This window comes from Pseudonocardia thermophila (assembly GCF_900142365.1).
In the GTDB taxonomy this organism is placed as follows: domain Bacteria; phylum Actinomycetota; class Actinomycetes; order Mycobacteriales; family Pseudonocardiaceae; genus Pseudonocardia; species Pseudonocardia thermophila.
This window is the reverse complement of the sequence record NZ_FRAP01000032.1, coordinates 1-14,531: the sequence shown is the minus strand read 5'-3', so window position 1 is coordinate 14,531 and position 14,531 is coordinate 1. Positions and strand designations below refer to the sequence as shown.

At 73.8% G+C, this 14,531-nt stretch carries 13 protein-coding genes and 1 pseudogene; 2 read left to right on the top strand and 12 right to left on the bottom strand.

Annotated elements, in window-relative coordinates:
* Positions 1-16 precede the first annotated feature (16 nt).
* From BUE41_RS28590 to BUE41_RS28565, 5 genes and pseudogenes are all read right to left on the bottom strand, one after another.
* Complete coding sequence (locus BUE41_RS28590) at positions 17-1,405, bottom strand: S1C family serine protease (RefSeq protein ID WP_073460468.1); 1,389 nt, start codon at positions 1,403-1,405, stop codon at positions 17-19.
* 79 nt (positions 1,406-1,484) lie between these two features.
* Positions 1,485-2,333, bottom strand: a complete 849-nt coding sequence (locus BUE41_RS28585; RefSeq protein ID WP_159444986.1) for an N-acetylmuramic acid 6-phosphate etherase — start codon at positions 2,331-2,333, stop codon at positions 1,485-1,487.
* Between the two features lie 64 nt (positions 2,334-2,397).
* Positions 2,398-3,338 (bottom strand): annotated as a pseudogene (locus BUE41_RS28580) (glycoside hydrolase family 3 N-terminal domain-containing protein).
* A complete protein-coding gene (locus BUE41_RS28570; protein ID WP_073460465.1) occupies positions 3,290-3,745 on the bottom strand; it encodes an extracellular solute-binding protein in 456 nt (151 codons plus the stop codon). Before BUE41_RS28570 ends, BUE41_RS28580 begins: the two are co-directional and overlap by 49 nt.
* A gap of 215 nt (positions 3,746-3,960) precedes the next feature.
* Complete coding sequence (locus tag BUE41_RS28565; RefSeq protein WP_073460464.1) at positions 3,961-4,680, bottom strand: GntR family transcriptional regulator; 720 nt, start codon at positions 4,678-4,680, stop codon at positions 3,961-3,963.
* Between the two features lie 224 nt (positions 4,681-4,904).
* Here BUE41_RS28565 and BUE41_RS28560 point away from each other — a divergent pair, with 224 nt between their 5' ends.
* Positions 4,905-6,215, top strand: coding sequence for a TMEM165/GDT1 family protein (locus BUE41_RS28560; protein ID WP_234997645.1), 1,311 nt, complete (start codon positions 4,905-4,907; stop codon positions 6,213-6,215).
* Positions 6,216-6,442: 227 nt separating this feature from the next.
* Here BUE41_RS28560 and sfnG read toward each other — a convergent pair whose 3' ends face one another.
* Positions 6,443-7,576, bottom strand: coding sequence for a dimethylsulfone monooxygenase SfnG (gene sfnG / locus BUE41_RS28555; protein ID WP_073460463.1), 1,134 nt, complete (start codon positions 7,574-7,576; stop codon positions 6,443-6,445).
* Between the two features lie 103 nt (positions 7,577-7,679).
* A complete protein-coding gene (locus BUE41_RS33050; RefSeq protein ID WP_407691688.1) occupies positions 7,680-7,751 on the bottom strand; it encodes a putative leader peptide in 72 nt (23 codons plus the stop codon).
* A gap of 76 nt (positions 7,752-7,827) precedes the next feature.
* Between BUE41_RS33050 and BUE41_RS28550 the strand changes: the two genes are divergently transcribed.
* Entirely contained in the window at positions 7,828-8,631 is an 804-nt protein-coding gene (locus BUE41_RS28550) for a DUF1684 domain-containing protein (protein ID WP_073460462.1), read from the top strand.
* Between the two features lie 466 nt (positions 8,632-9,097).
* Here BUE41_RS28550 and BUE41_RS28545 read toward each other — a convergent pair whose 3' ends face one another.
* From BUE41_RS28545 to BUE41_RS28525, 5 genes are all read right to left on the bottom strand, one after another.
* Positions 9,098-9,655 carry a hypothetical protein gene (locus BUE41_RS28545; protein WP_143172432.1) on the bottom strand — a complete coding sequence of 186 codons (558 nt, stop codon included), beginning with the start codon at positions 9,653-9,655 and terminating at the stop codon, positions 9,098-9,100.
* A gap of 126 nt (positions 9,656-9,781) precedes the next feature.
* Positions 9,782-10,681 (bottom strand): ParA family protein, encoded by a 900-nt coding sequence (locus BUE41_RS28540; protein WP_073460460.1) that lies wholly within the window; start codon positions 10,679-10,681, stop codon positions 9,782-9,784.
* 70 nt (positions 10,682-10,751) lie between these two features.
* Entirely contained in the window at positions 10,752-11,831 is a 1,080-nt protein-coding gene (locus BUE41_RS28535; RefSeq protein ID WP_084756051.1) for a hypothetical protein, read from the bottom strand.
* The gene (locus BUE41_RS28530) at positions 11,828-12,736 is read right to left on the bottom strand and encodes an ABC transporter ATP-binding protein (protein WP_234997644.1); all 909 of its coding nucleotides are present in this window, start codon (positions 12,734-12,736) and stop codon (positions 11,828-11,830) included. The genes BUE41_RS28535 and BUE41_RS28530 overlap by 4 nt, the downstream gene beginning before the upstream one ends.
* Positions 12,733-14,058: an alpha/beta hydrolase gene (locus tag BUE41_RS28525; RefSeq protein ID WP_234997643.1), complete on the bottom strand. Its 1,326-nt coding sequence runs from the start codon at positions 14,056-14,058 to the stop codon at positions 12,733-12,735. The genes BUE41_RS28530 and BUE41_RS28525 overlap by 4 nt, the downstream gene beginning before the upstream one ends.
* Between the last annotated feature and the right edge of the window lie 473 nt (positions 14,059-14,531).

Below are 14,531 nucleotides of genomic sequence, written 5' to 3'. Positions count from 1 at the left end.
CGTCCCGATCCGGCGGTCAGTTGCCCCCGCCGAACGGGCCGCGGCCGAAGGGGCCGGCGTTGCCCGGGACCTGGCTGCCGCCGGTGGTCGTGGCCGACCGGTCGGGCTGGCTGCCGAGGGTGACGGTGACGGTCTTGGTCTCGCCGCCGCTGGTGACGACGGTCAGCTGGACCTGGGCGCCCGGGGCGTAGGAGCCGATGCGGGCGATCAGGTCGGTGAAGTCCTCGACCTTCTCGTCGCCGACCTTCGTGACGGTGTCGCCGGCGGTGATGCCCGCCGCCTCCGCGGGCGAGCCGGGCTGCACGACGTCGATCCGAGCGCCCGAGGTGTCCGAGGCGGGGTTGGTCGACGCGGTGTTGCCCTGCACGCCGAGCAGCGGCTTGGTGGCCGAGCCGGTCCGCATGATCTCCTCGGCCACGCGCTTGGCCTGGTCGATCGGGATGGCGAAGCCCAGCCCGGTCGAGTCCTGGCCGACGATCGCGGAGTTGATGCCGATGACCTGGCCGTCCAGGTTGATCAGCGGGCCGCCGGAGTTGCCGGGGTTGATCGGCGTGTCGGTCTGCAGGCCGTTGTAGACGACGGCCTGGCCGCGGGTCTCGCCCTGGGTCACGACCGTGCGGTTGAAGGCGCTGATGATGCCCGACGTCACCGTGCCGGTCAGGCCCCGCGGTGAGCCGATCGCCACCACCGGCTGGCCGACCTGCAGGGTGCTCGACTGACCGAGCACCGCGGGCGTGAGGTTCTGCGCGTCGGTGATCTTGATGACGGCGAGGTCGTAGCTCGGCGAGGTGCCCACGACGGTGGCGGGGTGCTCGCTGCCGTCGGCGAGGGTGACGGTGATCCGGCCGTTCGCGCCGGCGACGACGTGGTTGTTGGTGAGCACGTCGCCGTCGGCGGTGAGGATCACGCCGCTGCCCTCGGAGGTGCCGCCCGCGGTGCGGACCTTGATGTCGACGGTGCTCGGCATCGCCTTGGCGGCAGCAGCGGTGACCGAACCCGGGACGTAGTCGGTCGACGCCGCGGAGCCGGGCTGCTGGACCAGAGTGGTGCCGGAGGACGGCGAGTCCAGCAGCGCGTACGCGCCGCCGAAGCCGGCGGCCCCACCGACCACGCCGGCGAGGATCGCGGCGGTGATCACGGCGCCCATGCCGCGCCGCTGCCTCTGCGGCGGCTGTCCGCCGACGGCGAGCGGGGCGGTCGGGTAGCCCCCGTGGGGCGGCGGGGTGTGCGTCCAGGCCGAGCCGGCGGCGGGGGGAGCCGCCGGCCCGGGGATCTGGTGCGGGCCCCAGGACGGGCCATGCTGTGCTGCTGCACCGGTGGCCTCGGTGCGGTCGTCGAAAACGTTACGGGAGTCGGCGGCCAGGATGCCTGCGTCCCGACCGGCCTCCTTCGGCTCGTCGCTCATGACCCCAAGATGAACCGGCTATCTGGGAAAACGCTGAGTGCGTGCTGGGAATTCAGCGCTCACTCTGCGGGCACTGACGCTACGGGCACTGACTCCATGGTTGCCGGGCACGCAGCAGCGCGAGGGCCTCGCGCGTGTCCCCGCCGGTGGAACGAAGGGCCTCCGCGACCCGTTCCTCGCTCTCCCCGGTGATCTGCACCAGCGTACGCTGCGCCCGCCTGCGCAGCTTCTGGTTGGTGGCCCGGACGTCGATCATCCACGGGCCGTGGGTGCGCCCGATGCGCACCATCGCCGCTGTGGAGAGCACGTTGAGGGCGATCTTCTGGCTGGTCCCTGCGGTGAGCCGGGTCGAGCCGGCGATCACCTCGGGGCCGGTGAGCAGCTCCACCGCGACATCGGCCGCGGCGGCCGCGGCGCTGCCCGGGTTGTTCACGATCGCGATCGTCGCCGCTCCCGCGGCCCGGGCCGCGCCCAGCGCGCCGAGCACGAACGGGGTGCGGCCCGAGGCGGTGATCCCCACGACCGTGTCGGCCGGGCCGGGGGCGAGTGTGCGCAGGTCGGCGGCCCCGGCGGCGGCGTCGTCCTCGGCACCCTCGACGGCGCGCGCGGCCGCCTCCGCGCCACCGGCCAGCACGGCCACGACCAGCCCCGGCGGCACACCGAACGTGGGGACGCACTCGGCGGCGTCGAGCGCGGCCAGCCGGCCCGGGGTGCCGGCGCCGACGTAGATCAACCGTCCGCCCGCGCGCAACCCCCGCTCGACCACCTCGACCGCGGTTCCGAGCTGCGCGGCCGCCGCCGCGAGCACCGCAGGCACCCGCGCCTCCGCCGCCAGCAGCACGTCCACGATCGCCGCAGGTGGGCGCTCGTTGAGGTCCTCCAGCCCGGGCTGCACGCCTTCGGTGCTCAGCCGGTCGAGCTCGCTCACGCGTCTCCCCTCATCGCGGCGGCGACCGCGTCGGCGTGCACGCGGCCCGCGCCCCACATCCTGATCACCGGCGGCTCGGGCGACCACCGCGGGTCCAACAGCCCCGGCACGACGAGCACGGCATCTGGCCGCCGTGCCCGCAGCGCGGGGAGCTCCGGCGACGGCCGGTCCGCCACCACGACCAGCGGTCCGTCCTGGTCGGGCGCGGCGTCCAGCGCGAGCTCCAGCCGGTCGTGGCCGGGGCCGGCGGCCAGGCCGGCCCCGGCCGTGAGGTCGAGGACGTGCGGCCCCCCCCATCGATCTGCACGTCCCCGGCCACGTCCAGCACCCGCCGTGCCACGTCGGCGCCGACGGTCACCTCGGCGGGATCGGCGCCCTCGCGGCCCACCGGCAGCTGCGCGACGCGGTCCCCGGCCTCCTCGACGCGGCGGCGGTCGAGGACCCCGTCCACCCTGGCCGCCACGACGGCGTTCCGCACCTCGAGGTAGCCCGCCTCGTCGTCGTACGGGTCGGGGAATGCCGGGTTGCCGGTGCACAGCAGGTCCACGCCGGCGGCGCGGGCGGCCACCGCGCCCGGTCCGCGCCCGATCCCGTGCATGTCCAGCGCATCGCTCACGATCACGCCGGTGAACCCCAGCTCGACGCGCAGCAGGTCGAGCGCGGGCGCGCTCATCGTGGCGGGCCGCTCGTCGAGCGCGGGGAAGCACACGTGCGCCGTCAGCACCGCTGTCACCCCGCCTCGACGGCCGCGGCGAACGGCGGCAGGTCCCGGGCGCGCAGGGTGGCCAGGTCAACGGCGACGGTCGGCAGGTCGACGTGCGAATCGACGGTCGTGCAGCCGTGCTGCGGCCAGTGCTTCGCGCACGCCGCAGCCCCCGCCGACTGCACGCCGCGCACGAACGCCGCGGTGTGCCGGGAGACCAGCGCGGGCTCGGTGCCGTACGCGCGCACGCCGATCACCGGGTTGTCCGGGGCAGCGTTGACGTCGGCGACGGGGGCGAGCACCAGCCCGACGCCGGCGGCGCGGGCCCGCGGTCGGCCAGCTCGCCGATCGCCGGGCCGACGTTGGATGCGAACACGCAGACCCCGGCGTACCAGGGCAAGCCGTAGAGCTCGCCGTCCAGCTCCCGGGCCTCCTCCAGGCCGGCCACCAGGCCGTCGGCGAGCCCCGCGGCGGCCACCTGGTCGGTCACGTCGGCCAGGGCGCCGGCCTCGCCGTACTGGGCGACGAACGTCGTGCCCAGCTCGGCCACGTCAGGGGTGGTGCCACCGGCGATCGCGTTGTTGACCTTGGTCTGCGCGCGTCCCTTCCACTGGACCTCCTGCACGTCCAGCGTCGCTCCGGTCCGCTCCTGGAAGGCCGCCTTGAGCTGCGCGAGGTAGCTGTCGGAGCTCGGGTCGGTGCCCTTCATGATCCACAGGGACAGAGTGCGGCTCGCGCCACCCGCTGCCTGCTCGCCGCCGCTCCGCCGCAAGCGGTCACGAGGAGTGCCGTGGCCGCCAGTGCGGGCACGCCGATCCGGCGCGGTCCTCTCGATCCCGTCCACCACCGCATGAGGTTCCCTTCCCTGGCAGACCATGAAGTGAGACCAGAGGTTTAGTTCGCGGAACTGTAGCCCGGTCGTGCTCAGGAAGGGAAGATGTCCACCATGATCCGGTAGCGATCGCCGCGGTAGACCGATCGCACGAACTCGGCCATCCGGCCGTTCTCGACCCGGCAGGTCCGTTCGAAGCAGAACGCCGGGCTGCCGGCCGCAACCCCCAGCAGCTCGGCCTCCTCCGCGCTGGTCAGGGCCGCCTCGGCGGTCTGCGTCCCGGAGACGATGCGGTGTCCGTACCGCTGGTCCAGCAGCTCGTAGTACGAGCGGTCCTGGAGGTCCTCGCCGGTCAGGCCGGGGACGAGGTCGGCCGGCACGTGCAGGTCCTCCAGCGCCATCGGCTCGTCGTCGGCCAGCCGCAGCCGGCGCACGTGCAGCACTGCAGCGCCGGGCGGGATCTCCAGCAGTGCGGCGAGCACGACGCCGGCGGGCCTGCGCTCGGAGGACAGCGTGCGGCTGCCCGGGCGCAGGCCGCGGGCGCGCATGTCGGCCGAGAACGAGTTCGCGGCGAGGCGGTGGGCGGGCTTCGGCGCGGCGACGAACGTGCCCGCGCCCTGCCTGCGCACCAGTACCTGCCGGTCGACGAGGGCGTCCACGGCCCGGCGCAGCGTCATGCGGGCGACGCCGAGGTCGCGGGCGAGGTCGCGCTCGGCGGGCAGCGGCTCGCCGGGCGCCATCGTCGCGATCATCTCCTCGAGCCGCCGGCGCAGTTCGCGCTGCTTGTCGGTCTCGGCCGCCGGTGCGCTCATGGTCCATTGGTATATCAGGTCGGACCGAACCCGGGGTGCACCGCGAGCGTCCACCCGGTCGGCTGTGACGGGAGTGACGCAGACGACATCGGATCCGTCCGGTAGAGTCCGTCGGAGCGAAGGGGAGTAGCTCCCAACATCGCGGTCGACATACTGGGCCAGAACGGATGGCCCCGGCCGCGGTGGCCTGCGCCACCAGGCGAGCGAGACCTTCGATCCGGCAGGTGCCGGGTCGAGTGGTCTCCGCCTCGATCCGGCCCGAGATCGAGGACGGATGGCGCATGGAGTCGTTCGGGATCGCGTTCGCGATCAGCTTCTGGGTCGTGTTCGTCGCCGAGCTGGGCGACAAGTCGCAGCTCATGGCGTTGACGTTCGCGGCCCGCTACCGCGCGCTGCCGGTGCTGGCCGGCATCACGATCGCCACCTCCGTGGTGCACCTGATCTCCGTCGCCGTCGGGTACGGGCTGGGTGCCGCCCTGCCCACCGACTGGATCACGCTGGTCGCGGCGCTGGCGTTCCTCGGGTTCGGAGCGTGGACCCTGCGCGGCGACTCGCTCTCCGAGGAGGAGCAGGCCAAGGCGCAGCGGGCCCGCGGCTCGGCGGTCGTCGCCGCGTCGGGGGCGTTCTTCCTCGCCGAACTGGGCGACAAGACGATGCTCGCCACGATCACCCTCGCCACCCAGCACGGCTGGTTCGGCGTGTGGCTCGGCTCCACGCTCGGCATGGTCGGGGCCGACGCGATCGCGATCGTCGCCGGTCGGCGCATGGCCCGCTTCCTGCCCGAGGACGCGGTGCGGATCGGCTCGGCCGCGCTGTTCGTCGTGTTCGGGCTGTGGCTGGCCGCCGAGGCCGCGGCCGGGTTCGCCGGCACCACGATCGCGGCGGCCGTCGAGTCCGCGATCGACCACCACGTCGCCGGCTGGATCGCGCTGGGCATCGGGGCCGGCGCCGCCGTGCTCGTCGGGTTCGCCCGGATGATGCTGCGCCGGATGGGCAAGCGCAGGCTGCACACGGTCGTGCCGCGGTCCAGCGTGCTGCTGTCGCGGGCGCTGTTCACGCTCGCGCTGCTGCTCGGGTTCGCCGCGCCGCTGCTCGTCGCGCTCGACGTGCTCCAGCCGATCGCGGTGTTCGCCCAGCCGGGCGTCGCCGTGGTCGGGGCGGGGCTCGCGCTGCTCGGCGTCGCGCTGCTGCTGGCGACCCAGCTGGAGGGGGCAGCGGTGCGCGCCCGCGGCGAGGCGCTGCCGCAGGTCACCCGCGGGCTGTACGCCCGGGTGCGGCACCCGGGCCTCACGGGGCTCGTCATCGTCACCGCGGGCACGCTGGTGATGGTGCCGACGCTCGTCGGGGTGCTCGCTGCGGTGCTGGTGATCGTGGCGGTGCAGGTGCAGGTGCGGGCGGTGCGGGAACCGGGCTTCGCGCGGCTCTACGGGCCCGCGTACGCGGAGTGGGTCGCCCGCACGGGGCGGTTCCTGCCGCGGTTCGCGGTGGAGCCGCCGCCGGGCCTGCCGGGCCGGGCGCACCAGCGCGTGGGCTGAGCGAAACGGCGGGGCCCGCGCCCGGCCGAACGCCGACGACCGGCCGGACGTGGCCCGCTGGGGCGGAGCGCGCCGGCCGGTCGGCGTGTGCCGCCGTACACCGAACACGCAGACCCGGAGGTGCGGACTCGCCGAGCTCGGTTCGATCGAGGACGCTCGCTGGGGGACCGCAGCGGTTCGCGCGCGTCGTCGCCCCGAGGACGCGCGCGAGCCGCGATCTGCACGGATCAGCGCACGCCCGCGCCCACGGGCTCCTTCTCGTCGAGCTCCGCCTCCTTCTCGCGGATGATCGGCAGCACGTGCTTGCCGAAGTACTCGACCTCCTCCTGGAAGTGCAGGAAGCCGAGCAGGAGCAGGCTGGCGCCGCGGCGCTTGTACTCGATGGCGCGGTCGGCGATCTGCTCCGGCGTGCCGATCAGCTTCGTGCGGAAGCCGTCGTTGTACTGGACGAGGTCTTCGAAGGTGGAGTCCGCCCACATGCCCCGCTTGTCGCGGGTGGACGCGCCCGCCTGCTGGACGGCGTCGCGGAAGCCCTCGACGGCCGCCCTGTCCGCCTTCGCGATGATCTCGCGCAGCGTCTCGCGGGCCTCCTCCGCCGAGTCCCGGGCGATCATGAACCCGTTGAGGGCGAACTTCGGCGGGGTCGTGCGGCCGGCGTCGCGCGCGTGCGCGAGGACCTCGGTGACCTGCTCGGAGAAGCCGTCGTAGTCCTTGCCGTTGGAGAAGTACCAGTCGGCGTAGTAGCCGCCGTTGTAGCGGGCCGCGGTGGAGTTGCCGCCCTGGAAGATCTCCGGGTGCGGCCGGCCGGGCAGCTGCAGCGGCTTCGGCTTCAGGCTGAAGTCGTGCACCCGGTAGAAGTCGCCGGAGAAGTTGGCCTCGTCCTTCGTCCAGATCTCGCGCAGGACCTGCATGAACTCGGCGGCGCGGCGGTAGCGCTCGTCGTGCTCCAGCCACGGCTCGCCCATCGCGATGAACTCCTGCTTGAACCAGCCGGAGACGACGTTGACCGCGATGCGGCCGTTCGACAGGTGGTCGGCGGTCGCCACCCACTTGGCGAGGACGGCGGGCTGCCACAGGCCGGGGTGGACCGCGGCGATGAGCTTGAGCCGCTCGGTGGCCAGCAGCAGGGCGAGCGAGAAGCTGGTCGGTTCGTGCTGGTGGTCCGCACCGTAGGAGGCCATGTAGCGGACCTGCGAGAGCGCGTACGAGAACCCGTTCTTCTCGGCGGTCTGCGCGAGCTTCTTGTTGTAGTCGAAGCCCCAGTCGGTGCGCTGCTCGATGGTGCTCGTGACCAGTCCACCGCTCACGTTCGGCACCCAGTAGGCGAACTCGAGCGGAGCAGGACGGGCGTCGTCGGCCATGGAAGCTGCCTTCCGGACGTTGCTCGGGAGAGGAGTCGAAGGACACGGCGACACGACGGTCGACGGTCCAGGGATGGGTGTGCGGCTGCTCAGTGATGCGGAGTCAGCGACAGGCGGAGGAGTTCACGCGCAGCAGGTCGACGTGGCGTCGACGAGTCAGATCGCGCGCAGTCACGCGGCCACGGTGCTGGACTCACGCCGCGCAGTCAACCCGCGGGATGGTTCGGACGGCGGATCGCGTTGCACGTCACATGACGAGCACGATCCCCGACCTGGCCGGGGAGTGGCGCGAGTGGCACGCGCGCCGCGAGCGGGAGCTCGCCGCCCTGCACGGGTGGCTCAGCATCACCGCCCTGCATCGGCTCACCGAGCAGCCCGGCGAGTTCCCGGACGTGCCGGGCCGCTGGAGCGCCACGGAGGACGGTGTGGTGCTGACCGCGTCCGCGGCGGACGAGCTCGTCGTGCCCACGGTGCGCGAGGCCAGGCTGATCGACGGCACCGTCCGCCTGCACCCCGTCGACGGACGCCCCGGCACGATGGTCGGCGCCGGCCGGCGCACGATCGAGGTGGTCCGCCGCGGCGCGGTGCACGCGCTGCGGGTGCGCGACCCGGAGGCGCCCGCCCGCGCGGCGTTCACCGGGGTGCCTGCTTTCCCCGTGGACGCGCGCTGGCTGGTGCCCGCGCTCTTCGTGCCCTATCCGCAGCCGCGGCGGTGCACCGTCGATGCGTCGCTCGGTGACGCCCACGGCATCCCGTGCGTGCGCACCGCGGTGGGGGAGGTGCGGCTGGAGATCGACGGCCGCGAGCACTCGCTCGTCGCGTTCGCAGGCACGGACGACGCGCTGGTGCTGCACTTCCGCGACCGCACCTCGGGCGTGAGCACGTTCGCCGGTGGGCGCGAGCTCGTCGTGCCCCGGCCGGTGGGCCCCGTGCTCACCGTGGACCTGAACCGGGTGATCAACCCGCCGTGGGCGTTCACCCCGTTCGCGACCCGCACCGAGGTTCCGCCGGGCAACGTGCTCGACGTGGCCGTCGAGGCCGGGGAACGGGTCTGAGCCGCCCGGGCGCCGAGCCCGCGGTGGCGACTGGATGATCGTGGCGGGCGGTCCCGTCCTCTTGGCGTCCGCTGTGCCCGGGGCCGCGTGCTCCGGCCTGCTGGCGCCTGGCGGAGCACCACCGGACGGGTGACCACGGCGCAGACCCCGCACAGCTCGCGCGCGTCGACGGCGGCGGAGGAGGCGCGCAGCGCCCGAGGGACGAGGGTGTGAGCACCGGGGGAGCCGTCGTCGACACAGAGGGCGCGCGAGCAATCCCGCACAGAGCTCGCGCGCGTCGACGGCGGCGGGGGAGGCGCGCAGCGCCCGAGGGACGAGGGTGTGAGCACCGGGGGAGCCGTCGTCGATCCGAAGGCGTGCGAGCCCGCGCTCGGCGACGAAGGAGCCGGGCGTGATCGACGCTGCGGCCCTCCTGCACCGTTGTGTGCTCAGCAGGCGCCGGTCTCCGGGCCAGATCGCGGCCTTCTCAGCTCCAGGCGCCGCCCGACATCGCCGCGGTGCGCTCGCGGAAGCCGATCGTGCCCTCCACGATGTCGCGGTGCAGTTGGGCCTTGGTGCGGCCCGTGGCGTTGACGGTCGGGCCCAGCGCACGGGCGATCTCCCGCAGCACGGGCACCGTGAACCGCGAGTCGAGCCCGTCCAGGTAGGCGGCGACCTCGGCCGCACTGGTGCACGCGTTGATCCGCTCCACCACGGCGCCGATGTCGATGTTCAGCGCGCGGCGGGCGGACCGGCGAGCGGCCCGGTGGGCCCGCGGGTCCGGCGTGTGCCGCTCGGGGCGGGCGCCGGTCTCGCCGGCCTGGTAGACCAGCCGGCCGCGGCCCGCGGCGAGGTCTTCGAGCTCCTGCGGGGAGAGCGAGTCGATCAGCTCGGCCGCACGGGCCAGCGCCTGCTCGCGCACCGCAGGCGGAACGGGGAGCAGCCGGCGCAGCTGCGCGAGCTCCGCCTGGTCGGGCAGCACGGTGTCGGGGAGCGGGGCGGTGCCGGGGGAGGGCACTGTCGCGGGAACCGTGGGAGCGCTCATGCGGTGGCTCCTTCACTCCGCTCTCGGGGGTGAGCGGGTTCGGGCAGTTTCTTCGGTCAGGCAGCGACGGTCAGGCGGTGCTGATCAAGCAGCGTCGATCAAGCAGCGTCGATCAAGCAGCGTCGATCAAGCAGCGAGGCCGTGCAGGCCCTCGAGCCGGCCGGAGAGCTCCGAGACCATCTCGCGCAGTTCGCGCGTCGCCGCACGGCCGGTGCCGGCGAGGATGACCGGGACCCCGTGCTCGGGGGCGGGCCCGTACACGGCCTTGGAGTCGCGCATCGTGGTCTCGAACGTCGGCACCTTGCGGGCCTCGATCCGGCTGATCACGCTGCGCTGCGCCTCGATGGGCACACCGTCGTGGCTCTGCACCATCGTGAAGATCACCGCGGCGGGCGGCCGCTGGATCGGTTCGGCGCCGGTGGCGTTGAACTCCTCGATGAACTCGCGGATCTTCAGCCCCAGCGAGTCGATCCCGTTGGTCGACAGGTAGTCCGGCTTCGTGGGGATGAGGAGCATGGTCGCAGCGGCGACGGCGTTCTTCGCCACGAGCCCGAAGTTGGGCGCGCAGTCGATGAGCACCGTGTCGTACTCGGCCATGTCCTTGTGGGCGAGCCCGGCCCGCAGCCGTCCGTGCAGCTGCGCGAACCGTTCCGGGTCGGCCAGCAGATCCGCCGCCAGCTGCGTCTCGACATCGGCGATGTCGCGGTGGGCGGCGATGAGGTCGAGTCGGCCGCTGCTGCGGGCGAGCTTCTCGGCCACCCGCGGCGGGGTGCTGATCAGCTCACGCGGGCTCTCCACCTCGTCGGGGGTCCCGATGCCGTCGAACCAGTGCTTGATCGTCCGACTGGGCATCAGATCGTTCATCCACTCCGTCTGCGTGAAGAACGAGACGGAGAGGCTGCCCTGCGAATCGAGATCGATCAGCAGCACCTTCTGCCCCCGGGCGGCGAGCCCGGCGCCGAGGTTGGCGGTGAGCGTGGTCTTGCCCACGCCACCCTTGTGATTGATGACTGCGACGACCTGCACCGTGGTTTCCTCCTGGGTTCGCCGCGCCGAACGATGCCATACCGCCGAGTGGAGTCATCGTGGAGGGGGACTACTCCAAGTGAGTGAGAAAATCCTCCCGTTCGGCCCAGTGCGGAGCGTGATCATCAGTCATCTTTCCTACCTGCGACGACGTGATCCGCCCCACTCGGGCGTTCCGGTAGGGATCTTCGTCCGCGCCGGTAGGTCGCCCGAAAGGGGGTGTCACGCCGCCGCCCGACCGGGAACACCTTCGATCACACAGGGTGATCGGCGTTCCACGATCGGGCAACGGGCCTGACCGGTGGTCAGGCGTCGCGCCGCCGGGACACCCCGATCGCGATCGCCAGAAGGACGAGCGCGACCGCCGCCGAACACCCCAACGCGGCCCACGGACCGAGGTACTCCCGCTCGCCGAAGAACGAACGCGTGGGTCCGGCTCGGCGACGCCGACGACGAGGAACCGCGTCAGGTTGCGCATCGGCAGCCAGATCGCGATGTCCGTGCCCACCCGCGGCAGCGTCGCCAGTACCGGCTCGCCGGCGAAGATCCACGCCATCAGCAGCGTGATCGCCCCGCCGGTGTGCCGCAGCGCGATCCCGACGGCGACGGCGAGGACCGCCACCACCGCGTACACCGCGCCGACCCCGGCGACGGCCCGCCACTGCGCGGACCCGGCCAGCGCCAGGTCAGCCTGCGGTGCGACGACGCGGGCGAGCCCCCACGCCGCGAACGACGCGATCCAGCCCAGCACCGCCGCCGCGACCGCGAGCACCACCGCCTTCGCCACCAGCGGGCAGACCCTGCCAGGTGTCGCGAGGAACGTCGTCCGCACGGTCCCGGTGCGGTACTCGCCGGTGGCGGCCAGCGCCCCCAGCACGGCCACCACGGCCGTCGGCAGCGTCCCGATCCCGGAGATCGACCACCACGGCGAGCCGTCGCCCGGCTCGATGAACCACGCGGCCAGCGCGGTCAGACCGACCAGCAGCGCCACGACGATCGCCCCGCACCACCACGGCGAGCGGGTGGACAGCAGCTTGATCCGCTCGGCGGCGAGCAGCCGCACGAACCGGCGCACCCGCCCAGTGGGCGGCGCTGAGGCGGACGCCATCCGCTGCGCGTCGCCGGGCGTCACCCCGATCACCGCGGTCATGACGCCACCTCCGCGGCGGCGTCGGTCGTGAGCTCCATGAAGGTCTCCTCCAGTGACGCGGGCTGTGCGGTCAACTCGAGCAGCGCGAGCCCGTGCCGCGCCGCGATCTCCCCCACCTGGGCGGTCGTCGCCTCCGGCACCAGCACCGCGCGCTCGCCCGGGAGCCCCCGGACGGTGTGGCCCGCGGCCCGCAGCGCCGCCGTGAACGCCTCCGGGGCGGCGGCCTGCACCCGCACCGTCCGGGCCCGGCCGCCGAGCACCTCGGCGGTCGGGCCCTGCGCCAGCAGCCGCCCGTTGCCGATCACCAGCAGCTCGGTGGCGGTCAGCGCCGTCTCGGCGAGCAGGTGGCTGGACACCAGCACCGTGCGGCCCTCGGCGGCCTGCCGCTGCAGGTGCCCGCGCAGCCAGACGATCCCGGCGGGGTCGAGCCCGTTGGCCGGCTCGTCCAGCACCAGCACCTCGGGCTCGCCGAGCAGCGCCCCGGCCAGCGCGAGCCGCTGGCGCATGCCGAGCGAGAACATCCGCACCGGCTTCCCGGCGACCGGTGCCAGGCCGACCAGCTCCAGCACCGCGTCGACGCGGGCGCAGGGGATCCCCGCGGCAGCGGCCGTCCAGCGCAGGTGCGCCCGCGCGGAGCGGTTCGGGTGCATCCAGCTCGGGTCGAGCAGCGCTCCGACCGTGCGCATCGGGTCGGTCAGCTCGGCGTAGGTCCGGCCGCCGATGCGGGCGGTCCCGGCGGTCGGCGCATCGAGTCCGAGCAGCATCCGCATCGTCGTCGTCTTGCCTGACCCGTTCGGGCCGAGGAAGCCCGTGACGGCGCCGGGCCGGACGGTGGCCGTCAGGCCGTCCACGGCGAGCTTCTCGCCGAACCGCTTCGTGAGACCGGTCAGCTCGATCGTCGTCACCGCGCCACCCCCGTCGCCGGGGTCGTCGAGCAGGTGGTGCCCTCGGGCGGCAGCGTCAGCTCGACGAGGTAGTCCGCGGCGATGTCGTCGATGCACGACCAGCCCTGGCCGACGGCGCCGTGCTGGGTGCCCTCGACGGTCAGCAGTCGCCCGCCGAGCGCCTCGGCGAGCGCGATCCCCGCGGCGAACGGGGTGGCCGGAGCCCCGGTCGTCGCCACGACCAGAACGGGCGGCAGCCCTGGCGCGTGCGGGACGTGCGGGGTGCTCGTCGGCGATGCGGGCCACATGTCGCACACGCCGAGCGCGGGGACCACCGGGACACCCGGGTCGAGGAACGGCGCCGCGGCGCGCACCCGTGCGGCCAGCGCGGCGTTGGCGTCGCGGTCGCCGGTCCGCTCGTCGTCGGCGCAGTGCACGATCGTGAACGCGTCCTGGTCCAGTTCGTGGTAGCGGTCCGCGATCGCCAGCAGCTTCGCTCCGGACCCGGTGCGCAGCTCGGCGAGTCCCGCGGTCAGCTCCGTCCACCCCGACGGGTGGTAGAGCGAGGCGGTCACGGCGGTCACCGCGTCGCCGAACGACAGGGTCCGGCCCGGCCCGGCCGGCGCAGGGTCGGCCACGAGCGGGCGGGCGAGCTCCTGGAACGCGGCGGTCGCCGCGGCCGGGTCCGCCCCGAGCGGGCACGGTGGGCGCTGCGCACAATCGGCCGCGTAGACCTCGAACGCGCGCTGGAACGCCGTCATCTGGGCGATCTCCTCGGCCGCGCTCGGCGCGGCGGGATCGATCGCCCCGTCCAGCACCATCGCGCGGACGTTGCGCGGGAACATCTCGGCGTAGGTCGAGCCGAGGAACGTGCCGTAGGAGTAGCCGAGGTAGGTCAGCTCGGCGTCGCCGAGGACGGCGCGCAGCACGTCCATGTCCCGGGCCACGTCGCGGGTGCCGGCGTTGGCCAGCACGTCGACGCCGCCGGAGCGCTCGACGCACTTCGCCACGAACTCGCGCACCTCCGCCTCCACCTGGGCGACCCCGGCGGGGGATGGGTCGATGTCCATCGGCGCGGCCCGTTCGGCGGCGGTCTCGGCCGGCGTGAGGCAGTCCAGCCGCGGCGTGCTCGCCCCGATGCCGCGCGGATCGAACCCGACGACGTCGAACGGGCCGCCGCCGAACGTGGCGCTCATGACCGCTGCGGCCTGCACGCCCGAGCCGCCCGGGCCACCCGGGTTGATCACGAGCGAGCCGATGCGCGGCCGGTCGGTGGCACGGCGCAGCACGGCGATCTGGGCGGTGCGGCCGTCGGGCTGCGCGTAGTCCAGCGGCACCTCCATGCGCGCGCACTCGAGCGCGGGGTCGGCGTAGAGCTGTGCCTCGTCCGGGGTGCTGGCGAACCCGTCGCACGGACCCCACGCCAGCTGCTGGGCGTAGAAGCGCTCGAGGGCCGGCGGCGCCGGGCCGGTTCCGTCACCGGCGGCGGTCGGCGCGGCCGCGCACCCGAGGGTCGTCCCCCACGAGCACAGCGGCGGCGCCCAGCGCCACGGCGATCCGGCCGATGGATGATCCCCGCACGATCGTCTCCCGTCCGGCACCCCACGGTGCCCAGGCCACCGAGGGTCGCCGCGGAGCCGGGGTCGTGGGTATCACCGGGCGGTGACAGTTGCCTTACCCGGCTGCCCTGCCCCGGCGGGCGGCGCATCGCCGCACGAAGATCGTGACGGTCTGCTTGGTCACGCCCCATTGATCTCCACCCGGGTGCAGGTTCGAGGATGGGGGCATGGCTGAGTACACGCTGCCCGATCTTCCC